The organism is Phenylobacterium soli, from assembly GCF_003254475.1.
In the GTDB taxonomy this organism is placed as follows: Bacteria; Pseudomonadota; Alphaproteobacteria; order Caulobacterales; family Caulobacteraceae; genus Phenylobacterium; species Phenylobacterium soli.
This window is the reverse complement of record NZ_QFYQ01000001.1, coordinates 2,107,804-2,132,705: the sequence shown is the minus strand read 5'-3', so window position 1 is coordinate 2,132,705 and position 24,902 is coordinate 2,107,804. Positions and strand designations below refer to the sequence as shown.

Below are 24,902 nucleotides of genomic sequence, written 5' to 3'. Positions count from 1 at the left end.
GGTGGAGCGGCAGGTTCAGACGCGAGGGGGGCGTTCGAGCGAGAAGGGCCGCCGCTCCGGTCGCAAGGGCGCCTGGTCCACCGGCCACGAGACAAGCACAGGCGGCTCCGAAATCTGCGCGACAACTGGCGGCAGTGTTCCTGCGAAATGCGCTGCGCAGTGGCCCGAGCACATCACGCCAGGCGGCGCCTTGGCGGGCTCGGAGGTCTTGCGGGCCACGTCATGGACGCTTTGAGCAGACGCGTCCGCGCCGCTGACCACCGCATTTGCGGTCGGCTGATCGAGAGGATCTCCGTCGATCAAATGGTGGAGCCTCGGATTGACCATCGCCGAGCTGAGGATCAGTCCCCAGACGACCAGCACGGCGACCAGGCAGCGCGCCGCACCACGGGGGAAGCGGCTCCCGGGCCGTTCGGGTTCGCAGGGGCGCACTCGCCCGCCTCTGGTCGCCAGTTCGGCCATTCGCGCCCTATACCTTCGGGGCCGCTGAGGCGGAACGCGTTACATGATAACGCGCGATCCGGCGCGAGGCGGCCCGGTGCGCCACTGGAGAGCCGACACAGGCGACCCCTTGGCGGCAGCCGCAAGCTTCCGTGGCGTCGGCTTTCAAGCTGGAGCAGGAATCCATAGCACCAGTCTCCATCCTCTAGTCACTAGAGGATCAAGCGACTATTCTCAGCGCCAAAGGAACCGCCATGCCAGCGCTCACCATCGGCCGTCTCGCCAAGGCGGCGGACGTTAAGATTCCGACGATACGCTTCTACGAGCAGATCGGGCTCCTGCCGACGCCTGAACGCACCGCTAGCGACCGTCGGCTCTACCGAGCCGAAGCGGTCCGTCAGCTCGCCTTCATCAAGCATGCGCGCCAGCTCGGCTTCCCGATCGAGGCCATCCGCACGCTGCTCGACCTGGCGGCCCATCCCGACCGGGCCTGCGATGAGGCTAACGCCCTCGCCCGCGAACAGCTCGAAGCGGTCGAGCACAAGATCAGCCAGCTGCAGGCCTTGCGAGGCGAGCTCAAGCGCATGGTCGAGGCCGGCTGCTGCGGCCCCGCCGCCGATTGCCGTGTGATCGAGGCGCTCGCCGATCATGGTCTCTGCGCGCATGATCATGACGCGATCCCGCGCGGACTTCCCGCGTGACCCCGGCAAGGTGTCCGCATCAGACCCCGGACGCGCGCCCCTGCCCCCTCGCTGAGCGCCTGGACGTCGCGCGATCGCGCTGTGAGCGCGATGGCGAGCGTTGGACCGAGCCACGCCGCCGAACCTACCAGCTGTTGGTCGAAGCCGGACGACCGGTGAAGGCCTACGACCTGATCGCCGCCTACAAGGCTCCCGGCCAGGTCGCGCCGCCCCCTACCGTCTATCGTGCGCTCGAATTCCTCCTGGCCCGCGGGCTGGTCCATCGGATCGAGAGCCGCAACGCCTTTGTCGCCTGCGAGCACCCCGAGACCGACCATGCTCCCGAGTTCCTCATCTGCGAGTGCTGCGGGCGAACCGAAGAGTTGCGGAACGATCTTAATCGCGTGGTCCGGGAGCAGGCCCGCGCGCGGGGATACGTGGTCCGCACGGCCACAGTGGAGCTCACCGGCCTCTGTCCCGCGTGCCGAGCATCCTGAGCGTGCTCGCGTCAACACGCGTCCGCCGAGCCTTCGGCAATGCCGCAAATTTAGGTGACATCCGCCGTTCGGCCAGTACCCTGAAACCGATGCGCTTCGTCCTCGCCCTCCTGGCCGTCATCGGCCTGTTGGCCAGCCCGGCCGCCGCCGCGGCGGCCCAGGGCATGTGTCACGACCACGCCATGATGAGCATGGCGATGACCGAGATGCCCGGGATGACTCAGGCCGGCGTCCAGAAGGCGGATCCCTGCTGTGACCCCGCCAAAGACGCCAGCCAGAGCAAGCACAAGAGCACCGACTGCGCCCAGGCCTGCGCGACGATGTGCGGCGTGATGGCCGCCCTTCCAAGCGCGCCTCATGCCTTCGTCCCCCAGCCTGGCCATGACGCGCCGCCGGTCGCCCGCTTGGCGTCCCTGAAGCCCCACGAGCCCGGTCGGCTCGAACGACCTCCCAGACCGATCGCCTGAGCCTGCGGGCGCTTGCCCGCAGAGGCGCGAGCCTTCGCGCACACCCCAGGGCCGGACTCCGTCCGGCATACCGATCGATCCAATTCGGGAGCCATCCCATGACCTACCGCAGGCTTCTGGCCGGCAGCGCTGTCGCGCTCGGCCTCACCTTCGCCGCTTCGGCCGCCTTCGCCGCCTCGAAGGCGGACAGCTGGTTCACCTGTCAGACCTGGACGCCCGCGAAGGCTGCCCCGCCGACGACGCATTGCGTGACCTGGACGAAGTCCGCCGCCGCGCGGCTGCGGGCCGCGGACTGCGACCCTGCGAAGATGTCCTTGCAGGCCATGCGTGAGCGCTGCGCCGAACTGTCGACCAGCGCCCAATCTGGCGCGACCTCTCCGAACAGCTGAGCGGCTCCAACCCCGCGGCTTCTAATCCCCTTGGCCGCGGGGACGAGGGGCGCCGGCGAGCGGTTAGGCTCGCCGGCGCTTCCTGGAGCCTGAGATCGTCCATCAGGAGATGCTCATGCGGCCATTCTGGCTGACTTCCGCGGCGGCGCTCATCGCCGGCGCAGCCCACGCGGCCCCCCTGACCTATGCGGCGGCGCTGGCGCTCGCCGAACTGTCCGCGCCCAGCCTCCAGGCCAAGGCGAGGGACGTCGACGCCGCGCGCGCCGCGGCGGTGGCCGCTGGGCGGCTGCCCGACCCCAAGCTTCGCCTGGGCCTCGACAACTTCCCGATCTCCGGCCCGCCGGCGGGCCGGTTCGGGCCGGATAGCATGACCATGGCCACGGTCGGCGTGGTGCAGGACGTGCCGAACGGGGCCAAGCGCAGGGCGGAGCGGGCCCGCGCGGCCGCCGAGATCGGCGCGGCGCAGTCCAGCCAGGTCGTCGAGGGACGCGACGTGCGCCTGGCCACGGCGTTGGCCTGGGTGGACCTCTATTACGCCGAGCGGCGGCTCGCGGCGCTGGACGAGGTCGAAACCGCGCTGAAGCGGATGCGCGAGACCGCACCCTCGCAGCTCTCGGCCGGCGTCGCGCGCCCCGCCCAAACGCTGGAAGCCGATCAGCTGCTGGCGACGCTCGGCGACCGGCGCGCCGACCTCACGGCCGCCGTCGCCAAGGCGCGCGCCGAGCTGGCCCGCTGGACCGGCGATCCCGCACCCGAGGCCGCCGGCGCCCCGCCCGATCTGACCGTCGATGCGGTGGCGCTACGCGCCGGCCTCGAGCGACATCCGCAGCTCCTGGCCTACGACGCCCTGGAGCGGCAGGCCGACGCCGAGGTGGCGCTGGCCAGGGCGCAGAAGCGACCGGACGTCGGCTGGGATCTCACCTACCAGCACCGCGATCCGATGTGGGGCGACATGGTCTCGCTCGGCGCGACCGTGAGCCTGCCGCTGTTCGCGCGCACCCGACAGGACCCGGTGATCGCGGCGAAGACCAACACCGCAAGCCGGGTGCGGATCGAGCGCGAGGCGACCCGGCGCGCGCTGCGGGCCCAGCTCGACGCCGCCCTGGCCGATCATGTGATGCACCACGACCGGCTGATGCGGGCGCAAGAGACGCTTGTGCCGCTCGCCCGGCGTAAGTCCGACCTGGAGCGATCGAGCTACGCCGCAGGGAGCGCGAGCCTGTCCGAGGTGCTGCAGGCCCTCACCGGGCTGGCGGAGGCCCACATCGACGCCCTCGACCGCGAGGCGGACGTGGTCCGCGACGCGGTCCGCATCAATCTCACCTACGAGGCCGCCCAGCCATGAGCCCCCTCCCCGCTTCGGCCCGCGCGCGCCTCGCGCTCGGCGCGGCCGCCATCGCGCTCATCGCAGGCGTCGCCGGCTACGGTCTTGGCCACCTCGGGAGGTCGCCGTCCCCCGCCGCGCCCGCGCCGGGGGCGGGCCGCAAGATCCTCTACTGGTACGACCCGATGGTCCCGGCCCAGCACTTCGACAAGCCGGGCAAGTCGCCGTTCATGGATATGCAGCTGGTCCCTCGCTACGCCGACGAGGGCCCGGGCGAGGCCGGCGTGCAGATCGATCCGGCGCGGCTGCAGAGCCTCGGCGTGCGCTACGCGACGGCCGCGCGGGCGACCTTCGCCGAAGATCTGACCGCGCCTGGCGTGCTCGAGTTCAATCAGCGCGACCTGGCCGTCATCCAGGCCCGCGCGGCGGGCTTCGTGCAGCGGGTCTACGCCCGCGCGCCGGGCGACGTGGTCCGCGCCGGCGCCCCGATCGCCGACCTTCTGGTTCCGAGCTGGGGCGGCGCCCAGAGCGAATACCTAGCGGTCCGCCGCACCGGCGACCCGGCGCTGGAGGCGGCCGCCCGGCAACGGCTGCGTCTGCTGGGCATGCCGCAGGCCCTGATCGAGGCCGTGGCCCGCAGCGGCCGCACGCGCACCGTCGTCACCATCACCACGCCGATCGGCGGAGCGATCCAGACCCTGGACGTCCGCCAGGGCATGACGGTGAACATGGGCCAGACCCTGGCGCAGGTGTCGGGGCTGGGGAGCGTGTGGCTCACCTCGGCCGTGCCGGAGGCGCAGGCCGGTCGGCTGCGGACGGGCGCGCCGGCGCGGGTGGAGCTCGCCGCGTTTCCCGGACAGATCTTCAAGGGCCGCGTGAGCGCCATCCTGCCGGCGGCGCAGGCCGAAAGCCGCACGCTCCAGGTCCGGATCGAGCTGCCGAACCCTGACGGGCGCCTCCGGCCCGGCATGTACGGGACCGCGCACCTGGGCGGGACGGCCCGCCCTGCGCTGGTCGTGCCGTCCGAAGCGGTGATCCGCACCGGCAAGCGGTCCCTGGTCATGCTCGCGGGTGACGGCGGACGGTTCCAGCCGACTGAGGTTCAGGTCGGCCGCGAGGACGGCGACCGCACCGAGATCCTCGCGGGCCTGAGCGAGGGCCAGAAGATCGTCGCCTCGGGCCAGTTCCTGATCGATTCCGAGGCCAGTCTCGCCGGGATCCAGGCGCGGCCGCTGGGCGCGGCAGGCGCCAGCGTATCGGCCAAGGCTCAGCCGACGCTTTACGAGACCCGCGGCCGGGTCGAGGCGCTCAAGGGCGACGAGATCACCTTCAGTCACGAGCCGGTGCCGGCGATCGGCTGGCCGGCGATGACCATGACCTTCAAGCTCGACCCGCCCGGTTTGGCCAAGGGCCTAAAAGTCGGCGACCGGGCGGCGTTCGCCTTCGAACAGCGGCCCGAGGGCCCCGTGGTGCGGCGGATCAGCCCCGCGGGAGCCGGCCAGTGATCGCCGCCCTTATCCGCGCCTCGGTCCGCCACCGCATCTTCGTGGTGCTGGGCGCGCTGGCGCTGCTCGCCGGCGGCCTCATCGCCCTGCGCACCACGCCGGTCGACGCCCTGCCGGACCTGTCGGACGTCCAGGTGATCATCCGCACGACCTATCCCGGCCAGGCGCCCCAGATCGTCGAGAACCAGGTCACCTACCCGCTCGCCACCACCATGCTCTCGGTGCCCGGCGCCAAGACGGTGCGCGGCTATTCCTTTTTCGGCGACAGCTTCGTCTATGTGCTGTTCGAGGACGGCACCGACCTCTACTGGGCCCGCTCGCGCGTGCTGGAGTACCTCAACCAGGTGCAGGGCCGGTTGCCGGAAACGGCGAAACCCGCGCTCGGTCCGGACGCCACAGGCGTCGGCTGGGTCTACGAATACGCCCTGGTCGACCGCACCGGCCGCCACGACCTCTCGCAGCTGCGCTCACTGCAGGACTGGTTCCTGCGCTACGAGCTGAAGACCCTGCCGGGGGTGGCCGAGGTCGCCTCGATCGGCGGCATGGTCAAGCAGTACCAGGTCGTGCTCGACCCGGTGAAGCTCGCCGCCTATGGCGTCACCCAGCAGCAGGCGGTCGCGGCGCTCGGCCGCGCCAACCAGGAAACCGGCGGCTCGGTGCTCGAGCTCGGCGAGGCCGAGTACATGGTCCGCGCCGGCGGCTACCTGCAGAACCTCGACGACTTCCGCGCCGTGCCCCTGAAGACCGCCGCCGGCGGCGTGCCGGTGCGCCTCGGCGATGTGGCGACCCTCCAGGTCGGGCCGGAGATGCGGCGCGGCATCGCCGAGCTGGACGGTCAGGGCGAGGTGGCTGGCGGCGTGGTCATCCTGCGTTCGGGCAAGAACGCTCGGGCCACCATCGCCGCGGTGAAGGACAAGCTGGCCGAGCTGAAGAAGAGCCTGCCGGCCGGCGTCGAGATCGTTCCGACCTATGACCGCTCGCAGCTGATCGATCGGGCGATCGGCAACCTGCGCGAAAAGCTGATCGAGGAGTTCGTTGTCGTCGCGGTCGTCTGCGCGCTCTTCCTCTGGCACGTCCGCTCCGCGCTGGTGGCGATCCTTACCCTGCCCCTTGGCGTGCTCTTTGCGCTGATCGTCATGCGCCTGCAGGGTGTGAACGCCAACATCATGTCGCTCGGCGGCATCGCCATCGCCATCGGCGCCATGGTCGACGCCGCCGTGGTGATGATCGAGAACGCCCACAAGAAGCTCGAGCGTTACGGCGTCCAGCACCACGGCGAGCACCTCAAGGGCCAGGCGCATTGGCGGGCGGTCACCGAAGCGGCGGCCGAGGTGGGCCCCGCCCTGTTCTTCAGCCTGGTGATCATCACCCTGTCCTTCGTGCCGGTGTTCAGCCTGCAGGGCCAGGAGGGTCGCCTCTTCGGCCCGTTGGCCTTCACCAAGACCTACGCCATGGCCGGCGCGGCCATCCTCTCCGTCACCCTGGTCCCCGTGCTGATGGGCTGGCTGATCCGTGGCCGCATTCCGGCCGAGGCGGATATTCCGCTGAACCGCTGGCTCGCCGCCGCCTACCGCCCGGCCCTCGACTGGGTGATGCGCCGGCCCCGGACCACCCTGCTGATCGCGCTTCTCGCCTTCGCCACGACGGCCTGGCCGCTCAGCCGCCTGGGCGGCGAGTTCATGCCGCAGCTCGATGAGGGCGACCTGCTCTATATGCCCTCGGCCCTGCCGGGGATCTCCGCCCAGAAGGCGGGCGAGCTCCTTCAGCAGACCGACCGGCTGATCAAGACCGTGCCGGAGGTGCAGAGCGTCTTCGGCAAGGCGGGACGCGCCGAGACGGCGACCGATCCCGCGCCGCTGGAGATGTTCGAGACCACCATCCAGTTCAAGCCGCGCGACCAGTGGCGGCCGGGCATGACGCCGGAGAAGCTGGTCGAGGACCTGGACCGGACGGTCAGGGTCCCCGGCTTGGCCAACGTCTGGGTGCCGCCGATCCGCAACCGGATCGACATGCTGGCCACCGGCATCAAGAGCCCGATCGGGGTAAAGGTCTCCGGCCAGGACCTGGCCGAGATCGACCGCATCGCCCACGACGTCGAGGCGGTGGCCAAGACGGTGCCGGGCGTCTCATCGGCCCTGGCCGAGCGGCTGACCGGCGGCCGCTATGTGGACGTCGACATCGATCGGGCGGCGGCCGCCCGCTACGGCCTCAACATCGCCGATGTGCAGGACATCGTCTCCGGCGCGATCGGCGGCGAGACCGTCGGCCAAACGGTCGAAGGCCTGGCGCGCTACCCGATCAGCGTCCGCTATCCGCGGGAGATCCGCGACAGCCTGGAGGGCCTCAGGCAGCTGCCGATCCTGACGCCTTCCGGCCAGCAGATCACGCTGGGGACGGTGGCGAACGTCCGGATCGCCGACGGGCCGCCGATGCTGAAGACCGAGAACGGCCGACCTTCCACCTGGGTCTATGTCGACGTGCGCGGCCGCGACCTCGCCTCGGTCGTAGGCGACCTTCAGAAGGCGGTCGCCGACAGGGTCAAGCTCGCGCCCGGGGTCTCGGTCACCTACTCCGGCCAGTTCGAGTACCTGCAGCGGGCCGTCGAGCGGCTGAAGCTGGTCGTGCCGGCGACGCTGCTAATCATCTTCGTCCTGCTCTTCATGACCTTCGACCGCCTCGACGAGGCGGCGTTGATCATGGCCACCCTGCCCTTTGCGCTCACCGGCGCGATCTGGACGCTCTACCTCCTGGGCTACCACCAGTCGGTCGCCACCGGCGTGGGTCTCATCGCGCTCGCCGGCGTCGCCGCCGAGTTCGGCGTGGTGATGCTCATCTACCTGAAGGCCGCCCTGAAGGCCCGCGGGCCGAACCCTTCGGACGAGCAGGTCGCCGAGGCCGTGCGCGAAGGCGCGCTGCTGAGGGTGCGGCCGAAAGCCATGACCGTCGCCGTGATCCTCGCCGGCCTCGCGCCCATCCTCGTCGGCCATGGGGCCGGTTCGGAGGTCATGAGCCGGATCGCCGCCCCGATGATCGGCGGCATGCTCACCGCCCCGCTGCTCTCGATGTTCGTCGTTCCCGCCGCGTACCTGCTGATGCGGCGGCGGCGCTCGCTAACACCAAACCGCTTCACTCAAGGAGAAGACCATGAAGCGCCCTAACCTGACCCTCGTCGCGCTCGGCCTTGCGGCCGCGCTCGCCGCCTGCGGCAAGAAGGAGGCCGCAGCCCCGGCCCCTGCCGAACCGACTGCGGCTGGCGGCGACGCGGCGGCCACGAACAGCATGGCCTCGAGCGCCGTGGCGACCAACAGCGCCGCGCCCGCCTCCGGGAACATGTCGACCATGCAGATGAGCGGGCCCGCGATGACCGGAACCGGCGAAGGCGAGGTGAAAGCCGTCGACAAGACTGCCGGGACCATCACGCTGAAGCACGGCCCCATCCCCGGCGTGAAATGGCCGGCGATGACGATGACATTCAAGGCCAACCCGGCCGCGCTCGTCGACCAGGTAAAAGTTGGCGACAAGGTCAGCTTCGACGTGAAGGTCCAGGGTCAGGACAACGAGGTGACGGCGATCCGCAAGCCCTGATCTCGTCCGGGTGGCCGGGGCTCACCCTCGGCCGCCCCCCAGTTCCACACTCAGGCCGAGCCGCGGGGTGAGAAGTGATCCGCTGCGTCTCTGGCCATCTGGCCCACGCACAAGCGCGCATAGATCGCCGCGAACGGCGCGGCGAACCGGCCGAATGCTCCGCCTGGCAGCGCATACTCGATCCATACCGTCAGGCGCGCACCCTCGCCGGCCAGCGCGATCGCAAAGCCCATTGCGTACGCGCCGATGACGATCAGGCGCACCGGCCCTTCAGTCCGCCAGGACTTGTGGATTGGCGGGACGCGCTCGACGACGACCTCGTCCACGAACAACGGAATGCCGAATGCCGAGCCGCCCATTTTAATGTGCGACCCGACCGCCTGCCCGCGCGCTGTGTCGAAATTGTAGGTCATGCGGCCGCCGCCCATCATCACCGACGGCCTCGCCATGTGCTCGGCAAGCCGCGTCTGGTCGTCGAGTCGCGCGAAGAGTCGTTCCGGCGAGGCGGTGACATCGACCGTGCGTTGGTGCCTGCGCGCCACGACGGCGCTCCTCGATCGAGCAGCAGCCGTTTGAGGCTATCACCGACGCGAGGACTGCGCAGGCGCCCGTTTCAGGCGGGCGAACACCCGGTCGGTGCTCATGAAGCGCGCCAGCATCGGAACCACGAGCCTGGCCGGCTCCATGCGCGGGCCGCCCTCTCCGCTGAGCGCCTCGGCGTAGGCGACCAGGTCCCGGTGCACGGGGCCGGGCAGCTCGATCGTGAGCTTCACAGGTGTGTCGTCCTGCAGTTCGGCGAGCTTGAGCTTCGACATAGGGCGCCTCATCCGCTGTAGGGTTCCAGGACAAGATCTTTCGCCACCAGCACCCGGACCGGCATTCCTGGCCGGATCGTCAGGGTCGGTGGAATGCTGAGCGCGCGGCCGACGGCCTGCTGGCCGACCTGGTTGAAGGTGTCGGACGTGCCAAGGCGCAAGGCGCGGAGGATGGCGCTGTCCCTGTACCCCGCGCCGAGTTCCGCCCCGACGCCGAGGATGGTGGACAGCGTGGCGGCCCCGAACAACGCGCCCCAATGCCGGTCGACCTGATCCTCGAGGCCGGCGTATCCCGCCGCATCCCCGGCAGGGAGCTTCTCCAGCACCAGGGACTTGCCGTTCGGCAGGATCAGCCGAGTCCAGGCGAGCAGCACCCGCCGCTGACCATTGGCGATCTGGCTGTCGTATAGGCCGATGAGCTTGGAGCCCTGCGGGATCAGCAGGAAGCGGCCGGTGACGCTGTCGAACACGTCCTGCGTGACCTGCCCCAGCACCTGGCCGGGCAGATCCGAGCGGATGCCGCTGACCAGCGCGGCGGGGATGACGGAGCCGGCCTGTAAGAGATATGGCGAGGCCGGCGCCGACAACCGATCCGGACTGACCGTTCGGCGGTCGACCGGGCCGTCCAAGACGGCCCGGGCGCCCTGTCCGACCACGGGCTCGCCGCCGACGTTGCTGGGCGAGGGATCTGCCCGCAGCTCCGCCTCGTTGGCGAACAGGCGGCTTGTCCGCGCCGCCTCGCCTTCCTGCACCAGGCGCTGCTGTTCCGGCGAAGCGCTGGGCGCGGCGCCCATCGTCGGGGCTGGCGCGCCCGCGGCCAGAATAGGCTTGCCGAGGTCCCCGGGCAGCGGCGGGCCAAGCTTGGGCGCCGCGGCGTAGTCGGCGGGCAAGGCAGCCAGGCGTTCAGGGGGCGGTCCGCCCACGGCGTAGAGCTCCGGGCGCGAGGCCGCGCCCGGCCGCGCGGCCATGGCGTAGGCGACGGCCCCGGCGATCGCGACGCAGGCTGTCGCCGTGCCGACCAGGAGCACCTTTCGGGAGAGCCGCGCGACCGGCGGCCGGGCGGCGCGCAGGCGCAGGTCTGCGGCGATCTCGCGCTCCCGAGGATGAGCGGCGGCGGACATGGCTCACGCTCCGATCCGGTCGATCCGAACCCGCGCCTGATGGCGACCCGCCCCGAGACGCAGCTCGGCGCGGGCGAACAGCCGGTCGAGCACCATGCGCCGGCCGACCACGCGGTAGTTCACAAGCTCGTCGCCGCGCCCGTCTGCGCCGGCGATGAAGAGCGGCGGCAGGTCGCTCTGGGCGACATTCGGCGGAAATTCGATGAAGGTCTGGCGACCATCGTCGAAAACGCGGAGCGGCCGCCAGGGCGTCCGGTCCCCGCTGATGCGGTAGCCGAAGTTCAGCGCCTCGACGGCGATCGATGGTGTGGCGAACCGCTCCACCGCCGCGGCTTTGACGGCCGCCTCGTCCTGCGGATAGCGCCAGGCGACGCTCGGCATGTAGGGGCCGCGCGTGGCGCGCAGCTCGATCCGGTAGGTCCGCCGGTCCGTGTTGACGATGAGATTGGTCTGCAGGCCCGGCCGTGTGGGCTTCACCAGGACATGCACCCGCGCGGTCGCGCCGGCCCCGCTCAGCGAATCGCCGATCACCCAGCGGACGGTGTCGCCGGCGGCGACCGGCCCGGTGGCGGACAGGCCCTCGCCCGGCTGCAGCATGATGTCGGTGATCCGCCCAGGGGCGGCCTCGACCTCGTAGAGCGCCCCCTCGGCGAAGGTGTAGATCTGCTCGGCGTTGGGAGGACCGGGCCGTCCCGACCGAACGCGCCGAGTCGCGGGATCGCTGGCGCCCCGCCTTGGGCGGGCCTTCGAGGCGGCGGGCTCAGGCGGATTGGGAACCGGCGTCGAGGCGAGCTTGAGGGGAACGCTGGGCGCTGGCGTCGGCCGCGCGGCGAGCGCCGACTTGGGCGGCGGCGCCGGCCGCGCCAGCGCACAGCCGCTGGCGAGCAAGGCGGCCGCCAGGCCGGTCGAGAGGCGAAGCCTACGCATCAGCCCACCTCCCGCGACCAGTTGAGCGCGTGCACGAACACGCCGAGCGGATTCTTGCGCAGCGCCTCGGCGTCGCGCGGCGGCTGCAGGACGATCGTCAGGATGGCGGACCAGTGCTCGGTCGAGGCCAGGGCGCCGTCGACATAGCGGCGCTCCACCCAGGCGATGCGGAAGCTGTCCGGCGAGGCGCGGATGACGCTGGAGACATCGATCGCCACCTGAGCCTTGCCGACCTGGCTGAAGGGGTCATTGACCCGGGCGTAGTCGTTCAGCGCGGTCGCCCCCCGGTCCGTCGTGTAGTCATAGGCGCGGAGCCAGTTCTGGCGCACCACGACCGGATCGGCGGGAATCGCGCGCACGTCTTCGATGAAGCGCGCCAGGTGCCAGGCGATCTGCGGATCGGTGGGCTTGTAGCCCGTCATCGCCGGGGCGACGGCCTGGGCCTGCCCCAGACGGTCCACCTGCACGACCCACGGCGTCACTGACCCCCGCGCCGTTTGCCAGACCAGGGCGGCCGCCAGCCCTGCCGACAAGGCGAAGCTTCCGAACGCCATCAGCCGCCAGTTGCGGGCCTGCACGCGGGCCGAGCCGATCCGCTCGTCCCAGGCTTGAGCGGCGCGCTGATAGGGCGTGTCGAGGGCGGGTGTCGCGCCATACCGGGCGCCGGGTCGGGTGAAGACGTTCATGACCGGTCCTCTGCGAGCGAAACGGAAGTCCCGGCGCCGGCATGATCGCCAGCGCGCAAGGCGTGCGTGGCGGTGCTCGCCGCGTGCGCGGCCTCCTGGCGGCGGCGATACTGCCGCGCCCAGGCCGGCGCGCCGCCGGCCGCGGGCGCGCCTCCGCCACCCGTCGGGGGAGGCCGCCAGCCGCCGTCGTCGGAGCCCGTGGGACCAGGACGCGAACCGCGGACCTTGGCGATCACCGTGCGCGCGCCGCCCACGCCCGCGCCGATCGCCGCGCGCGCGCCGAGCGCGCCTGCGCCCACGAGGCCGCCAGCCGCCAGCCCCGCGCCGACGGCGGCGCCGGCGCCGAGTTGCGGCCCGCCGGACACCAGACCATTGGCGATCGCCGGGCCGAAGATGCCGAGGCCCAGCAGGCAGAGCGCGCCGAGCGCCAGCGACAACACCTGCTCGAGGTTGGGCTGCTGGCCGCCGAAGTCCTGGATGAAGGCGCCGAAGAGGGTCGAGCCGATGCCGACGATGACGGCGAGCACCAGGACCTTCACGCCCGAGGCCATGACATTGCCCAGCACGCGCTCGGCGAGGAAGGCGGTCTTGCCGAACAGGCCGAAGGGAACGAGCACGAAGCCCGCCAGCGTCGTCAGCTTGAACTCGATCAGCGTGACGAACAGCTGCACCGCCAACACGAAGAAGGCGACGAGAACGACCAGCCACGCGAAAACAAGCACAAGAATGTACGGAAAGTTGTTGAAAAACCCCGGGAAACCGCAGAGCTGCTGCGCTTGCTCAAGGAGCGGCTTCCCCGCATCGATGCCCGCCTGAGCGAGCTTGCCCGGATGAAGAAAGTCCGACGGCGACAGGCTTCCGCCGGCAGCTTTGAGCCCAAGCCCGGAAAAGGACTCGAAGAGGATCCGGGCGAGCCCGTTGAAGTTCGACAGCAGGAAGGCGAAGAACCCGACGTAGAGGGTCTTCTTGATCAGGCGGGCGAGGATGTCGTCGCCCGCAGACCAGGTCCAGAAGAGCGCTGCGAGCGTGACGTCGATCGCGACCAGGGTGGAGGCGAGGAAGCCCACCTCGCCCCCCAGCAGCCCGAAGCCGGAGTCGATGTAGCGGCTGAAGACGTCGAGGAATTGGTCAGCGATTCCGGTGTTCACGGTCGCCCCCTCCGTCGAGGAACTCGCGGAAGCGCTGATCACTTGCGGCCTTGCAGGTCGGGTCGTTGGCCGCGGCCATTCCGCCCTTCGAACAGCGATCGACATCGCCCGCAGACGCGGCATGCGCCGGTTCGCTCTCATGGTTCGTCGCTCGCGATTGATCACAGGCGCTGAGGACGAGCGCGGCCGAGACGACAGCGGTGAAGGTCAGGCGGTTCATCGGAAGATCTCCACGGATCGGGGCTGGTAACCCTGCCCCCGATCCATGAACCTGCGAAACTGCTCTTGCGCCTGGGCCCGGCTCGCCGCGCGGTCGGCCTGCTCCAGCGCCGCGGCCCGACCTTGCGCGGCCACCACCGCCGTGAGATCGGCCAGCTGCTGGGACTGCAGGGCGAGCAGCTGGTTGCCCGCCTGTGTGGCCTGCAGGATGCCGGTCGCCCCCTGACTCGCGCCGACCAGCGAGCTCATCACCCCGCGCGAGGCGGGCAGGCCGGAGATCACGCCAGCCTGCATCTGCAGCGAGTCTTCGAACGCCGCCGAGGCGTTCGACCAGCGTGTCTGGGCGGCGGCAACGAGGCTCGCGTCCGAGCTCCCCGGCTGGACGGCGTAGTCCCGGGCGAACGCCCGGTCGATCGCCTGGACGTCGTAGGCGAGCCCGCGCGCCCGTTGCGTCAGCTGAGTGATGCGGCCCAGGTCGCCCTGCAGCGTCTGCAGCGACGAATAGGGCAGCTGGGCGAGGTTGCGCGCCTGGTTGGAGAGGCTGAGCGCCTGGTTCTGCAGGCTTCGCACCTGGTTGTTGATCTGCTCCAGCGCGCGCGCCGCCTGCAGCACGTTGGAGGCGTAGTTGCTCGGGTCGTAGACGGTGAGCTGGGCCGAGGCCGATCCAGCCTGCATCAGGAAGGCCGCCGCCATCGTGGCGACCAATTGGGCGGCGCGGGGTCTCATGGGACCAGCTCCCGACGGGCTTGCGCGTGAGGAAGCCGCAGCAGGTCCGCCGCCCAGGGCAGCCCGCGATGCTCGAGCCAGGCGGCGGCGAATCCGTCCGCGCCGTGGCGTGTCAGGATCTCGGCGATCGCCCCCTGATCCGTTCGGGAGGAGGCCGCGCAGAACGCCAAGGCCACCGGCCCCAGCCCCAGCTCGAAGAGCCGGTTGCCGCGGCGGGACTGGCAGTAATAGTCGCGCTTGGCGGTCGCCTGGCTGAGGATCTCGATCTGCCGCCCGTTAAGCCCGAAGCGGGCGTAGCTCGCGGCGATCTGCGGCTCCTGAGCGCGGTCATTGGGCAGGAAGATCCGCGTCGGGCAGCTCTCCACGATCGAGGCCGCGATCGCGCTCGACTCGATGTCGGCCAGCGACTGGGTGGCGAAGACCACCGCCGCGTTCTTCTTGCGCAGGGTCTTCAGCCATTCGCGAAGCTGCGCGCCGAAGGTGGCGTCGTCGAGCGCCAGCCAGCCCTCGTCGACGATCACCAGGGTCGGACGACCGTTGAGCCGCTGTTCGAGGCGATGGAAGAGGTAGGCCAGCACGGCCGGGGCGGCCGCCGAGCCCACCAGGCCTTCGGTCTCGAACGCCTGCACCTCGGCCGAACCGATCCGCTCGGCCTCGGCGTCGAGCAGCCGGCCCCAGGGCCCGGCGACCGTATAGGGCTGCAGCGCGAGCTTCAGCGCATTGGCCTGCAGCAGCACGGCGAGGCCTGTCAGGGTGCGCTGCGACGCGGGCGCCGAGGCGAGCGAGCCGAGCGCCGTCCAGAGATGCTGCTTCAGCTCGGGAGTCATCTCCACGCCTTCGCGCCCGAGCAGCCCGGCCAGCCACTCGGCGGCCCAGGCCCGCTCGGTGGGCGCATCGATCTTCGCCAGGGGCTGCAGGGCCACGCCCGCTTCCGCCGCCTCCCCCAGCGCCCCGCCGAGGTCATGAAAGTCGCCGCCCATGGCGAGCGCCGCCGCGCGGATCGAGCCGCCGAAGTCAAAGGCGAAGACCTGGGCGCCCGGGTAGCGCCGAAACTGCAGCGCCATCAGCGCCAGGAGCACGCTCTTCCCGGCCCCGGTCGGGCCCACCACCATGGTGTGGCCGACGTCGCCCACGTGGGTGGAGAAGCGGAACGGCGTGGAGCCCTCGGTCTTGGCGTATAACAGCGGCGGGCCGTTCAAATGCGCATTGCGCGGCTCGCCCGACCAAACCGCCGAGAGCGGGATCATGTGGGCGAGGTTCAGGGTGGAGATCGGCGGCTGGCGCACATTGGCGTAGGCGTGCCCCGGCAGCCCGCCGAGCCAGGCCTCCACGGCGTTGAGGGTCTCCACCATGCAGGTGAAGTCACGGCCCTGGATGGCCTTCTCGACCAGGCGGAGCTTAGCGTCGGCGGTGGCGGGGTTCTCGTCCCAGACGCAGACGGTGGCGGTGACGAAGGCGTGGCCCACCACGTCGGACCCGAGATCCTGCAGCGCCTCGTCGGCGTCGGCCGCCTTGTTCTGGGCGTCGGTGTCGACCAGCGCCGCGGCCTCGTTGGTCAGCACCTCCTTGAGGATCGCCGCGACTCCCTTGCGCTTGGCGAACCACTGGCGGCGGATGCGGGCGAGCAGCCTGGCGGCCTCGACCTTGTCGAGACAGATGGCCCGGGTGGTCCAGCGATAGGGAAATGCGAGCCTGTTCAGCTCGTCGAGGAGTCCCGGCCAAGTCGTTGACGGAAAACCATTTATGGTCAGGATTCTGAGGTGGGCCGCCCCCAGCCGGGGCTCGAGCCCGCCAGTCAGTGGCTGATCGGCCAGGAGCACGTCGAGATGCATCGGGGTGTCCGGCGCGCCGACCCGATGGCGGCGGGTGGAGACCGTCGAATGCAGGTAGGTCAGGGTCTCGGCGTCGGAGAGCCAGGCGGCCTCGGGCACGAACCCCTCGAGCAGGGCGAGCACCCGGTCGGTGCGGTCGACGAAGCCGGCGAGGACCTCGCGCCAGTCGACGCCGCGCCGTTCGCGGCCCTCGTAGAGCCAGGTTTCGGCCCGCGCGCTCGGCTCGCCGGGCGGAAGATAGAGGAAGGTCAGGAAGTAGGCGCTCTCGAAGTGGGCGCCCCGCGCCTCGAAGTCGGCGCGGCGCTCCTCGTCCACCAGGGCCGAAACCGGATCGGGGAAATCGCTGAGCGGATAGAGCTCGGAGGGATTGCGCTGCGCCTCCACGAAAAGCGCCCAGCCAGACCCCAGCCGGCGAAGCGCGCTGTTCAGCCGGCCGGCGGCGGCGACGAGCTCGGCCGGGGTCGCCGAATCCAGGTCCGGCCCGCGGAACCGGGCCGTGCGCTGAAAGGCGCCATCCTTGTTCAGCACCACGCCCGGCGCGACCAAGGCGGCCCACGGAAGGAAGTCGGCCAGGTGCGCCGGGCGGCGACGATATTCGCTCAGGTTCAACATGAGCTTCAGACCTCGAGATGCGGCGGGATGCGCACGTGCCGGCGCGCCACCTCAACGAAGTGCGGATCGCGCTTGGCGGCCCAGACGCCGAAGGCCTGGCCGATCAGCCAGAGCGCCAGGCCCGCAAACCAGAGGCGCAGGCCAAGCCCGATGGCGGCGGCCAGGGTGCCGTTGAGGATCGCAAAGGCGCGCGGCGCGCCGGCGAGCAGGACCGGCTCGGTGAGCGCCCGGTGCACGGGAGCCTCGAACCCCGGCGTGGCGGTCGGGTCCATCAGATCAGCGCCCCGCCGCCGAAGTTGAAGAAGGACAGGAAGAAGCTGGAGGCGGCGAAGGCGATCGACAGGCCGAAGACAATCTGGATCAGCCGCCGGAACCCGCCCGAGGTGTCGCCGAAGGCGAGCGTCAGGCCGGTCATGATGATGATGATCACCGCGATGATCTTGGAGACAGGCCCCTCGATGGAATCGAGGATCTTCTGCAGCGGCGCCTCCCAGGGCATGGAGGAGCCGGCCGCATAGGCGGGTGTCGTGACGAGCGCGACCGCAAGCGTAGCGAGGGGCGCGAGCAGCCGCCGCGGGCGGGACCGGTTCATGCGGGATCTCCGGGGGACTGGAGGAGGGCCGTCTGGGGAATGACGGGCGTGAGGCGGTAACCACCCTGGGCATCGAGGCCCTCAACGAAGACGAGTTCGGTGAGCCGCCGGGTCTCGCCGCGGCCGGCGAGGACGGCGATCAGCTCGATGGTCTCGCCGATCAGGGCGCGCGGCACGATCGGGACGGCCTCCTGGACGAGCTGTTCCAGCCGCCGAAGCGCGCCCAGGGCGGAGCCCGCGTGGAGCGTGCCGACGCCGCCCGGATGGCCGGTGCCCCAGGCCTTCAGGAGCTCCAGCGCCTCGGCCCCCCTCACCTCGCCGATCGGGATGCGGTCCGGACGCAGGCGCAGGGCGGCGCGCACGAGCTCGGCCAGCCCCGCCACCCCGTCCTTGGTCCGAAGCGCCACCAGGTTCGGGGTGGCGCACTGCAGCTCGCGGGTGTCCTCGATCAGCACGACGCGGTCCCCGGCCTTGGCGACCTCGGCGAGCAGGGCGTTGGCGAGGGTGGTCTTGCCGGTGGAGGTGCCGCCGACCACCAGGATGTTGCGCCGATCGGCGACGGCGCGCCGGAGCGCCTCGGCGTGGGCCGCGCCCATGACGCCGCGCGCGACGTAGTCCTCGAGGCTGAAGATCGCCACGGCCGGCTTGCGGATCGCGAAGGCGGGCCCGGCGACCACCGGGGGCAGCAGGCCTTCGAAGCGCTCTCCGCTCTGCGGCAGCTCGGCGGACACCCGCGGGCTTGCCGCATGCACCTCGGCGCCGACGTGATGGGCGACCAGCCGGATGATGCGCTCGCCGTCCGCGGCCGAAAGGCCGCAGCCGGTCGCCTCCAGGCCCGTGGTCAGCCGATCGAGCCAGAGCCGGCCGTCAGGGTTGAGCATCACCTCGACGACCTGCGGGTCGTCCAGCCAGCCGGCGATCTCAGGTCCCAGCGCCGTGCGCAGCATGCGAGAGCTGCGGACCAGCACCTCGTTGCGGATCGGCTCTGGGTTCACCGGATGAGCTCCCATCTGCCGCACACACCGCGGCCTCGATGGGCGCATCAATGAGCGCGCCTTTTGCGCCGGCTCAACAGACCTTTCGGCGTAGTAGGGCCGCCGCGCGCGATGACTGACGGGCGGCGGCAGGACTGACGCGGTCCCGCGGCTCACAACGGCTCGCGCCCGCCGACCTCCTCGGAGATCTCCCGGGTGAAGCTCGCGCCGCGCGCCAGCCGACGGCCCAGCGCCGCGACGAAGCCCTCGTAGCGCGCCTTGCCCTTGGCCTGGGCTCCGGCGAGCGCCTCTTCCGGCAGCGCCGGCGTCGTCGCCAGCCAATGGCGGACGAAGAGCGCCAGCATCTCGATCGATATGCCGAGGTTGCGCTCCAGCCGCTCGGCCGCGCGCAGGTGCTGGTCGAGCCGGCGCGTGATCGCCGCCTCCTGCCGCTCGGCGGCGTCGAGCGTCACGAAGGAGGCGATCGCGGCCTCGGCGACCAGGGAGCGGGACTTGCCGCGGCGCTCGGCGAACGCCTCCAGCGCCGCCAGCGTCTCCTCCTCGAGGTAGACCGTAAACTTCTGCTTGGGCACAGGCTCACAGCTCCATGCCGTCGTCGGGATCGAGCGCGGCCTGACGGGCGACCCGGCCGAAGCGCCGCTGCAGCTCCGCGGCCTGCCCCGCCTCGTCCTCGCCGCCCTCCTCCAGGTCGAAGAACGGGACCTCCTGGGACTCGCGCGGCGGCGGAGGCGGCGGCTCGAACGGAAGCTCCGGCTCGCGCCCGAGACCGCCGTCCGCGGCAGGCTCGCCTCGCCGGCGGGGTTTCCGCGCCAGATCAGCGGGTGTGATCGTCGCGCGGCCGGACCAGTCGTCGGCGGACGACGGCACGACGGCCGGGGCCTCGGCCCGCCCGATCCGCCGCCGCAGCTGCGGATCCTCGAAGTAGCGCGCCTTGCGCGCGCGGATCGGCGGCGCGCCGGAGACCAGGACCAGTTCGTCCTGCGGCGGCAGCTGCATGACCTCGCCGGGCGTCAGCAGCGGGCGGGCCGTCTCCTGGCGCGAGACCATCAGGTGGCCGAGCCAGGGCGAGAGCCGATGGCCGGCGTAGTTCTTCATGGCGCGAAGCTCGGTCGCGGTCCCCAGCGCATCCGAGACCCGCTTGGCGGTGCGCTCGTCGTTGGTCGCAAACGCCACGCGCACATGACAGTTGTCGAGGATCGCGTTGTTCGGCCCGTAGGCCTTCTCGATCTGGTTGAGGGACTGGGCGATCAGGAAGGCCTTCAGCCCGTAGCCCGCCATGAAGGCCAGCGCGCTTTCGAAGAAGTCGAGCCGGCCGAGCGCGGGGAATTCGTCCAGCATCAGGAGCAACCGGTGCCGCGCGCCGCCGGCGGCGAGGTCCTCGGTGAGCCGTCGGCCGATCTGGTTGAGGATCAGCCGGACCAGCGGCTTGGTGCGGCTGATGTCCGAGGGCGGCACCACCAGATAGAGGCTGGTCGGCCGCGCGCCGTCGACCAGGTCGGCGATCCGCCAGTCGCAGCGGCAGGTCACCTCGGCGACCACCGGGTCGCGGTAGAGGCCCAGGAAGGACATCGCCGTCGACAGCACGCCCGAGCGTTCGTTCTCGCTCTTGTTGAGCAGCTCGCGCGCGGCCTGGGCCACCACCGGATGCGGCCGCTCGCCGAGGTGCGGCGTGCGCATCATCACGCCCAGAGTCGTCTCGATCGGCCGGCGCGGGTCGGAGAGGAAGGCGGCCACCCCCGACAGCGTCTTGTCGGCTTCCGCATAGAGCACGTGCAGGATGGCCCCCACCAGCAGGCTGTGGCTGGTCTTCTCCCAGTGGGAGCGGCGCTCCAGCGCCCCTTCCGGGTCGACAAGGATGTCGGCGACGTTCTGCACGTCGCGCACCTCGGCAGCCCCGCGGCGCACCTCCAGCAGCGGGTTGTAGGCCGAGCTCTTCGGGTTGGTCGGGTCGAACAGCAGCACCCGGCCGATCCGCGCCCGGCCGGCCGAGGTGAGCTGCCAGTTCTCCCCCTTGATGTCGTGGACGATCACCGAGCCCGGCCAGGTCAGGAGCGAGGGCACCACCAGGCCCACCCCCTTGCCGCTGCGGGTGGGCGCAAAGCAGAGGACGTGCTCCGGGCCGTTGTGGCGCAGGTAGGCCCCGCCCCAGCGCCCCAGGACGACGCCGTCCTCGCCCAGCAGGCCGGCCGCCGCGATCTCGGGCCGCCGCGCCCAGCGGGCCGACCCATAGGTGGTCACCGAACGGGACTCCCGCGCCCGCCAGACGGAGAGCGCCAGCGCCCCGCTCGTCGCGGCCGCCGCGGCGCCCACGATGATCTCCGCCCCCTGCAGGAAGACCTTCGGTGCGTAAGCGTCGAAGGCGAACCACCACCAGAAGAAGGCCGGCGGCGCATAAACCGGCCAGCCGGCCAGGCGCAGCCAGGGCCGCCCGAGCTCCGGCTGGAAGGCCAGGCGCCAGGCGCACCATTCGGTGGCCGCCCAGACGCCGGCGGCGATGATCGCGAAGACCAGCGCCAGCTGCGCCCACATCACCTTGGATCCGTTCATGACGGCCTCCGTCAGCGGCCCAAGCCGCGTTTCAACGTGAAGCTCCAGACAATCCCCCCGCCGGGGTTCGCGCGCCCCTCGACCTCGCGGCCGAGATGCGGCTCGAGGTCCGGCCGCCAGGGAACGAGGGTGAAGCCGAGGCCGCTGTCGATCATGGCGAAGCGGCCGGAAGCCAGGTCGAGACGCTGGCGATAGATCCCGGCGACGCGGCCCTCGGGCTCCAGGGCCAGGCGGGCCAACCCGGTCTCGCGTTCGAGCCAACCGGCGGCGGCGTCCAGCTCGGTGCGGCGCAAGCCATCGAGGAGATCGCGGGCGAAGAGGACGCGCCCCCCGGCCCGGCGGGCCAGCCCGCGGGCGACCAGTTCGTCGGTGCGCTGCGCCAGGGCCTCGCGGACCTCCTCGGCGCAGCCGCCCTCGCCGAGGCCGGCCGGCGCGCGGCCGACCAGCTGGCGATCGAGCCAAGTCGCGCCCGGAGCCCTGACCTGGTCGGCGAGGCTGAGGTCGGAGCGAACGGCCAGCACCAGCCGGCTGCGGCCGCCGGCCCGCTCCAGGCGCCGCGTCTCGACGATGGCGCCTGGCGGGGCGTCGCTGGCGTCGGCGAGATCGGCGAGCCGCAGGTGGTGCGTCCGCCCATCCAGCCCGTCGATCACGACGTAGGCGCTGCCGCGCAGCTCGTCGTCGAGACCGCGCCCGGCCAGGCGGCCCACCAGGCCGTCGCTTTGGCTGTCGAGCACATAGGCCGAGAGGTCGCGCTCCCGGCCGTCGGTCGCGAGCGCGCGGTGGATCCGCGCAATGACGTCGCCGCGCTGGCCGAGCTCGCGCAGCGTGGGCTCGGCGTCGGCCGCCAGCCGCCAGCGACCGGGCGCCGCCTCCCCCGCCAGGCCGAGCCGCGCCAGGGTGCGCAATCGGGCGAGCCGCGCCAGGCCGCGCGGGTCGCGACTCCGCTGATCGGCGCGCACGTCCACCAGCCCTTGGCGGTCGACCCGCGCCGTAAGGTCGCGGTCGAGGCCGGTCCAACGCTCGGCGGCGACGTCGCGATCGTGCGCTCGGGCGATGTCGCGTTCGCTGCGCGGCCCGAGCTCCAAGGTGACGAGCGCGCGGGCGCGGGCCCTCAGGCCCTCGGCGATGTAATCGCGGGCGATCACCAGGTCCTCGCCGGTGTCGCGCCGGCCGCGGACCAGGATGTGCAGGTGCGGCTGGGCGGTGTTCCAGTGGTCGACGGCCACCCAGTCGAGGCTCGTCCCGAGATCCCGCTCCGCCTGGCGCATCAGGTCGCGCGCGAAGGCCCTCAGGTCGAGCATCTGCTCGGCGTCCTCCGGCGCCACGATGAAGCGGAAGTGGTGGCGGTCCTCGGCGCAGCGTGCGGCGAAGCCCGCGCCCTCGGCTGGGGTTCCGTCGGGCCCGAACAGCTCGCCCCGCTCACCCTCACGCGTGACGCCCTCGCGCTGCAGATAGCCGAGGTGGAGCCCGAGCGCGCCGCCCCGACCTGCCTGGCGCACCACCCGCGCCTTCACGACCACCCGGCGGGGACTTCCCCCGAGGCGATGCTGCGCGCTAAGCGCGGGGGCGCGGCCGGCGCCGAAGCCCCCGGCGCCCGCGCCGCTCCCCCGGCCGAGACCGCCGGCGCGCGCGGCGGCGGCCAGCGCCACGCCGACGAAGGTGCGCGGGCCGTTCACGCCGCGCGCACGGATGCGGCCGACGCGGAGACGGAACTCGTCCTCGCTCATGCCGCCCCCCGCCCCCGCACCGTGCGCTTTTTCGAGCCGCGCCAGGGACTTGGCGAAAAGCCCACCGCAGGCCGCCGCGGCGCACGGTGGACGACCCCTTTGAATTCGTTGTGCTTTCCACCCCAAACCGAGGCCCGCACCGTGCGCCTTTTATCTTGCCATCGGCCCATCCTTCGGGGGATCGCCACCGCCTTCTCCGCCAAGCGCGCGATGGGCTGCGACAGGGCGCGACGTGGGCGCATCCCGGTCATGGCCTGGTCGTCCGCGGCGTAAGGGGCGCAAAAAGACTGTCGGCTGCGGCCTCATCCGCCGTTCCGGGCGTCGCCGACGCGGGCGTGAGATCCACGAAGTTCGACGCCGCCGGCGGCCGCGTCTCGGTCGCCGCGCCGCCGATCAGCGGCGCCAGGCGGGCCACATAGGACCGCGTTTCCGCCGGCAGCGCGCGGCCGGCGAGGTGCTGGGCGTAACGGCCGGGGCCCGCATTGTAGGCGGCGAGAAAGCCCGGCGCGCCGAAGCGGTCGTACATCTCCCGCAGGTAAGCCGCGCCCGCCAGGATGTTGTCCCGCGGGAGAAAGGGATCATCCCCAAGGGCGTAGCGGCTACGCAGCTCGGCGTAGGTCTGCGGCATCAGCTGCATCAGGCCGAGCGCGCCGGCGGGGCTCACCGCACGCGGATCGAAGCCGCTCTCCCGGCGCATGACCGCGGCGATCCAACCCGCCGGAAGCCCGAACCGGTCGGCGGCTTCGCGGATGATCTGCGGCACGTCGGCGGACGTGAGGTCGCCCCCGGTCGCGCGGTCTGGGAGCAAACCCAGGCTCAGCAGCACCGCTGCGGCCCCGATCAGCCGCCAGCGTGCCGCCGGGCTCGCGTCCGTCCAGGGCAAGGCGCTCACGCGCCGGCCTGACGGCCGCCCTGGACCGCCGCTGCGCGCGGCGGCCGTGCGGAAGCTGGTCGGGACGAAGGAGCGGCCGTCTTTCTTTGTTCGGTCGAACAAAGGAGCTGGACGTCTCAGATCAGGCGTCATGACCGCCTCCCCAGACGAGCAGCAGAACGGCGCGTCCGACGATCGCGGCGCTGGGCAGCGGCCCGAAATAGCGGCTGTCGAGGGAGCCCCGGGCGCGGTTCAGAACGAAAACCTCGCCGTCCACGAGGCGCCGACAGCCGCGCCAGCTCGGCAAGGATCGGCCGTAGCGGTCGGCGGGTTCGGTGTGGGCGCGGCGGCGGCCGTCGATCGAGATCCCGGCCCCGTCATGACAGACCACGCTCGGCGGCACGGCGGCGACCTGCTTGATCAAGAGCGCGCCGGCTGGGAGATAGCCGCGCCGGTCCAGCCACGCCGCAAGCAGGGGCGGCGGCGCCGCGGCGACCCAGTCGCCGACGCCGGGACGGGCGATCGGGCGTAGCGCATAGAGACCCTCGGGCGCGCTGGCGGTGGTGTTCCAGAGGAGCGCTGGGCGCGCGTTCGGATGCGCCGCGGCGGCGATCCCGCTGCAGGCGGCGAGCGCCGTCAGCGCCAGACGCCGGCGCGCGGTCATGACAGCACCTGACGCCGCAGGAGCCAGGCGCGGTGGCGCGCCGGCGTGTAGGGCTCCGGCTCCCGTCCAGCGGCCAGACGGTTCTGCGCCTGGCGCCAGTGATCGGGGGCGACGTACTGCGGCGCGACGCCGAGGGCTTCGACGGCGTCGATCAGCTGCAGGACGCGCTGCACCCTGGGCCAGCCGGACTGCCGCAACAGGACCTCGCCACCCGGCGTGACGCCGGGGACCGTCGAGCAGCCCGCGTCCCCGCCCACGGCGCGCAGGATGTCGATCCGCGAGAGCACCGTTCCGCGCCCGCCCGCCCGCCAGCGGACGAAGGCGAACACGGCGCCGGGGGCGAAGCCGAGCAGGCGCCGGCGACGGTCGAGGATCTGCTCGAAGACCTCGGTCCCGAAGCGGATCCAGCGCTCGATGCGGCCTTCGATCCACACCAGTTCGACATAGGTCAGGCGGGGATCGAGCCCCGGCGCGGCGTTCGGCTCCGCGGGGCTGAGGCCCGGCGGCGGCATGGAGAGCGACATGGCTGGCG

The 24,902-nt window shown here is 71.7% G+C and carries 27 protein-coding genes; 8 read left to right on the top strand and 19 right to left on the bottom strand.

Annotation, left to right across the window (positions count from 1 at the left end; translation table 11 throughout):
- Positions 1–15: 15 nt before the first annotated feature.
- A complete protein-coding gene (locus DJ017_RS20095) occupies positions 16–462 on the bottom strand; it encodes a hypothetical protein (RefSeq protein WP_165830597.1) in 447 nt (148 codons plus the stop codon).
- 233 nt (positions 463–695) lie between these two features.
- Between DJ017_RS20095 and DJ017_RS10600 the strand changes: the two genes are divergently transcribed.
- The 8 genes from DJ017_RS10600 (at position 696) to DJ017_RS10565 (ending at position 8,888) form a co-directional block, all read left to right on the top strand.
- Entirely contained in the window at positions 696–1,142 is a 447-nt protein-coding gene (locus tag DJ017_RS10600; RefSeq protein WP_111528696.1) for a MerR family transcriptional regulator, read from the top strand.
- A complete protein-coding gene (locus DJ017_RS10595; protein WP_111528695.1) occupies positions 1,139–1,618 on the top strand; it encodes a Fur family transcriptional regulator in 480 nt (159 codons plus the stop codon). Before DJ017_RS10600 ends, DJ017_RS10595 begins: the two co-directional genes overlap by 4 nt.
- 89 nt (positions 1,619–1,707) lie before the next feature.
- Entirely contained in the window at positions 1,708–2,085 is a 378-nt protein-coding gene (locus DJ017_RS10590) for a hypothetical protein (RefSeq protein ID WP_111528694.1), read from the top strand.
- Positions 2,086–2,183: 98 nt separating this feature from the next.
- A complete protein-coding gene (locus DJ017_RS10585; protein ID WP_111528693.1) occupies positions 2,184–2,474 on the top strand; it encodes a hypothetical protein in 291 nt (96 codons plus the stop codon).
- A 115-nt stretch (positions 2,475–2,589) separates the two neighbouring features.
- On the top strand, positions 2,590–3,819 hold the full coding sequence (locus DJ017_RS10580) for a TolC family protein (protein ID WP_111530050.1): 1,230 nt from the start codon (positions 2,590–2,592) through the stop codon (positions 3,817–3,819).
- The gene (locus DJ017_RS10575) at positions 3,816–5,303 is read left to right on the top strand and encodes an efflux RND transporter periplasmic adaptor subunit (protein WP_111528692.1); all 1,488 of its coding nucleotides are present in this window, start codon (positions 3,816–3,818) and stop codon (positions 5,301–5,303) included. The genes DJ017_RS10580 and DJ017_RS10575 overlap by 4 nt, the downstream gene beginning before the upstream one ends.
- A complete protein-coding gene (locus tag DJ017_RS10570) occupies positions 5,300–8,461 on the top strand; it encodes an efflux RND transporter permease subunit (protein ID WP_111528691.1) in 3,162 nt (1,053 codons plus the stop codon). Before DJ017_RS10575 ends, DJ017_RS10570 begins: the two co-directional genes overlap by 4 nt.
- A complete protein-coding gene (locus DJ017_RS10565) occupies positions 8,448–8,888 on the top strand; it encodes a copper-binding protein (protein WP_111528690.1) in 441 nt (146 codons plus the stop codon). The genes DJ017_RS10570 and DJ017_RS10565 overlap by 14 nt, the downstream gene beginning before the upstream one ends.
- 50 nt (positions 8,889–8,938) lie before the next feature.
- Here DJ017_RS10565 and DJ017_RS10560 read toward each other — a convergent pair whose 3' ends face one another.
- From DJ017_RS10560 to DJ017_RS10480, 18 genes are all read right to left on the bottom strand, one after another.
- Positions 8,939–9,430: an SRPBCC family protein gene (locus DJ017_RS10560; RefSeq protein ID WP_111528689.1), complete on the bottom strand. Its 492-nt coding sequence runs from the start codon at positions 9,428–9,430 to the stop codon at positions 8,939–8,941.
- A gap of 39 nt (positions 9,431–9,469) precedes the next feature.
- The gene (locus tag DJ017_RS10555) at positions 9,470–9,703 is read right to left on the bottom strand and encodes a DUF2274 domain-containing protein (protein ID WP_111528688.1); all 234 of its coding nucleotides are present in this window, start codon (positions 9,701–9,703) and stop codon (positions 9,470–9,472) included.
- Positions 9,704–9,711: 8 nt separating this feature from the next.
- Positions 9,712–10,824: a TrbI/VirB10 family protein gene (locus tag DJ017_RS10550; RefSeq protein ID WP_111528687.1), complete on the bottom strand. Its 1,113-nt coding sequence runs from the start codon at positions 10,822–10,824 to the stop codon at positions 9,712–9,714.
- A 3-nt stretch (positions 10,825–10,827) separates the two neighbouring features.
- A complete protein-coding gene (gene trbG, locus DJ017_RS10545) occupies positions 10,828–11,751 on the bottom strand; it encodes a P-type conjugative transfer protein TrbG (RefSeq protein ID WP_111528686.1) in 924 nt (307 codons plus the stop codon).
- Positions 11,751–12,437, bottom strand: a complete 687-nt coding sequence (gene trbF, locus DJ017_RS10540) for a conjugal transfer protein TrbF (protein ID WP_111528685.1) — start codon at positions 12,435–12,437, stop codon at positions 11,751–11,753. Before trbF ends, trbG begins: the two co-directional genes overlap by 1 nt.
- Entirely contained in the window at positions 12,434–13,585 is a 1,152-nt protein-coding gene (gene trbL / locus DJ017_RS10535) for a P-type conjugative transfer protein TrbL (RefSeq protein WP_227000101.1), read from the bottom strand. Before trbL ends, trbF begins: the two co-directional genes overlap by 4 nt.
- The gene (locus tag DJ017_RS20810; protein ID WP_227000100.1) at positions 13,566–13,805 is read right to left on the bottom strand and encodes a hypothetical protein; all 240 of its coding nucleotides are present in this window, start codon (positions 13,803–13,805) and stop codon (positions 13,566–13,568) included. Before DJ017_RS20810 ends, trbL begins: the two co-directional genes overlap by 20 nt.
- Positions 13,802–14,530, bottom strand: coding sequence for a P-type conjugative transfer protein TrbJ (gene trbJ / locus DJ017_RS10530; protein ID WP_111528683.1), 729 nt, complete (start codon positions 14,528–14,530; stop codon positions 13,802–13,804). Before trbJ ends, DJ017_RS20810 begins: the two co-directional genes overlap by 4 nt.
- The gene (gene trbE / locus DJ017_RS10525) at positions 14,527–16,974 is read right to left on the bottom strand and encodes a conjugal transfer protein TrbE (RefSeq protein WP_111528682.1); all 2,448 of its coding nucleotides are present in this window, start codon (positions 16,972–16,974) and stop codon (positions 14,527–14,529) included. The genes trbJ and trbE overlap by 4 nt, the downstream gene beginning before the upstream one ends.
- Positions 16,975–16,979: 5 nt before the next feature.
- Complete coding sequence (locus DJ017_RS10520; RefSeq protein ID WP_111528681.1) at positions 16,980–17,246, bottom strand: VirB3 family type IV secretion system protein; 267 nt, start codon at positions 17,244–17,246, stop codon at positions 16,980–16,982.
- Positions 17,246–17,566 (bottom strand): TrbC/VirB2 family protein, encoded by a 321-nt coding sequence (locus DJ017_RS10515; protein WP_111528680.1) that lies wholly within the window; start codon positions 17,564–17,566, stop codon positions 17,246–17,248. The genes DJ017_RS10520 and DJ017_RS10515 overlap by 1 nt, the downstream gene beginning before the upstream one ends.
- Entirely contained in the window at positions 17,563–18,513 is a 951-nt protein-coding gene (trbB, locus tag DJ017_RS10510) for a P-type conjugative transfer ATPase TrbB (protein ID WP_193540007.1), read from the bottom strand. The genes DJ017_RS10515 and trbB overlap by 4 nt, the downstream gene beginning before the upstream one ends.
- A 200-nt stretch (positions 18,514–18,713) precedes the next feature.
- On the bottom strand, positions 18,714–19,133 hold the full coding sequence (locus DJ017_RS10505; RefSeq protein WP_111528678.1) for a ribbon-helix-helix domain-containing protein: 420 nt from the start codon (positions 19,131–19,133) through the stop codon (positions 18,714–18,716).
- Positions 19,134–19,137: 4 nt separating this feature from the next.
- Positions 19,138–21,108: a conjugal transfer protein TraG gene (locus tag DJ017_RS10500; RefSeq protein WP_111528677.1), complete on the bottom strand. Its 1,971-nt coding sequence runs from the start codon at positions 21,106–21,108 to the stop codon at positions 19,138–19,140.
- A gap of 11 nt (positions 21,109–21,119) precedes the next feature.
- Positions 21,120–22,835 carry a DUF3363 domain-containing protein gene (locus tag DJ017_RS10495; RefSeq protein WP_111528676.1) on the bottom strand — a complete coding sequence of 572 codons (1,716 nt, stop codon included), beginning with the start codon at positions 22,833–22,835 and terminating at the stop codon, positions 21,120–21,122.
- Between the two features lie 247 nt (positions 22,836–23,082).
- On the bottom strand, positions 23,083–23,727 hold the full coding sequence (locus tag DJ017_RS10490) for a lytic transglycosylase domain-containing protein (RefSeq protein ID WP_227000099.1): 645 nt from the start codon (positions 23,725–23,727) through the stop codon (positions 23,083–23,085).
- 121 nt (positions 23,728–23,848) lie between these two features.
- Positions 23,849–24,370 (bottom strand): S26 family signal peptidase, encoded by a 522-nt coding sequence (locus tag DJ017_RS10485; protein WP_111528674.1) that lies wholly within the window; start codon positions 24,368–24,370, stop codon positions 23,849–23,851.
- On the bottom strand, positions 24,367–24,894 hold the full coding sequence (locus DJ017_RS10480) for a DUF2840 domain-containing protein (protein ID WP_227000098.1): 528 nt from the start codon (positions 24,892–24,894) through the stop codon (positions 24,367–24,369). Before DJ017_RS10480 ends, DJ017_RS10485 begins: the two co-directional genes overlap by 4 nt.
- Positions 24,895–24,902: the final 8 nt, after the last annotated feature.

Excerpts from the sequence above, each read along its gene's own strand:
- DJ017_RS20095 (WP_165830597.1), bottom strand. The coding sequence starts at position 462 with ATGGCCGAACTGGCGACCAGAGGCGGGCGAGTGCGCCCCTGCGAACCC.
- DJ017_RS10600 (WP_111528696.1), top strand. The coding sequence starts at position 696 with ATGCCAGCGCTCACCATCGGCCGTCTCGCCAAGGCGGCGGACGTTAAG.
- DJ017_RS10590 (WP_111528694.1), top strand. The coding sequence starts at position 1,708 with ATGCGCTTCGTCCTCGCCCTCCTGGCCGTCATCGGCCTGTTGGCCAGC.
- DJ017_RS10585 (WP_111528693.1), top strand. The coding sequence starts at position 2,184 with ATGACCTACCGCAGGCTTCTGGCCGGCAGCGCTGTCGCGCTCGGCCTC.
- DJ017_RS10580 (WP_111530050.1), top strand. The coding sequence starts at position 2,590 with ATGCGGCCATTCTGGCTGACTTCCGCGGCGGCGCTCATCGCCGGCGCA.
- DJ017_RS10575 (WP_111528692.1), top strand. The coding sequence starts at position 3,816 with ATGAGCCCCCTCCCCGCTTCGGCCCGCGCGCGCCTCGCGCTCGGCGCG.
- DJ017_RS10565 (WP_111528690.1), top strand. The coding sequence starts at position 8,448 with ATGAAGCGCCCTAACCTGACCCTCGTCGCGCTCGGCCTTGCGGCCGCG.
- DJ017_RS10555 (WP_111528688.1), bottom strand. The coding sequence starts at position 9,703 with ATGTCGAAGCTCAAGCTCGCCGAACTGCAGGACGACACACCTGTGAAG.
- DJ017_RS10550 (WP_111528687.1), bottom strand. The coding sequence starts at position 10,824 with ATGTCCGCCGCCGCTCATCCTCGGGAGCGCGAGATCGCCGCAGACCTG.
- trbG (WP_111528686.1), bottom strand. The coding sequence starts at position 11,751 with ATGCGTAGGCTTCGCCTCTCGACCGGCCTGGCGGCCGCCTTGCTCGCC.
- trbF (WP_111528685.1), bottom strand. The coding sequence starts at position 12,437 with ATGAACGTCTTCACCCGACCCGGCGCCCGGTATGGCGCGACACCCGCC.
- DJ017_RS20810 (WP_227000100.1), bottom strand. The coding sequence starts at position 13,805 with ATGAACCGCCTGACCTTCACCGCTGTCGTCTCGGCCGCGCTCGTCCTC.
- trbJ (WP_111528683.1), bottom strand. The coding sequence starts at position 14,530 with ATGAGACCCCGCGCCGCCCAATTGGTCGCCACGATGGCGGCGGCCTTC.
- trbE (WP_111528682.1), bottom strand. The coding sequence starts at position 16,974 with ATGTTGAACCTGAGCGAATATCGTCGCCGCCCGGCGCACCTGGCCGAC.
- DJ017_RS10520 (WP_111528681.1), bottom strand. The coding sequence starts at position 17,246 with ATGGACCCGACCGCCACGCCGGGGTTCGAGGCTCCCGTGCACCGGGCG.
- DJ017_RS10515 (WP_111528680.1), bottom strand. The coding sequence starts at position 17,566 with ATGAACCGGTCCCGCCCGCGGCGGCTGCTCGCGCCCCTCGCTACGCTT.
- trbB (WP_193540007.1), bottom strand. The coding sequence starts at position 18,513 with ATGCTGCGCACGGCGCTGGGACCTGAGATCGCCGGCTGGCTGGACGAC.
- DJ017_RS10500 (WP_111528677.1), bottom strand. The coding sequence starts at position 21,108 with ATGAACGGATCCAAGGTGATGTGGGCGCAGCTGGCGCTGGTCTTCGCG.
- DJ017_RS10495 (WP_111528676.1), bottom strand. The coding sequence starts at position 22,835 with ATGAGCGAGGACGAGTTCCGTCTCCGCGTCGGCCGCATCCGTGCGCGC.
- DJ017_RS10485 (WP_111528674.1), bottom strand. The coding sequence starts at position 24,370 with ATGACCGCGCGCCGGCGTCTGGCGCTGACGGCGCTCGCCGCCTGCAGC.
- DJ017_RS10480 (WP_227000098.1), bottom strand. The coding sequence starts at position 24,894 with ATGTCGCTCTCCATGCCGCCGCCGGGCCTCAGCCCCGCGGAGCCGAAC.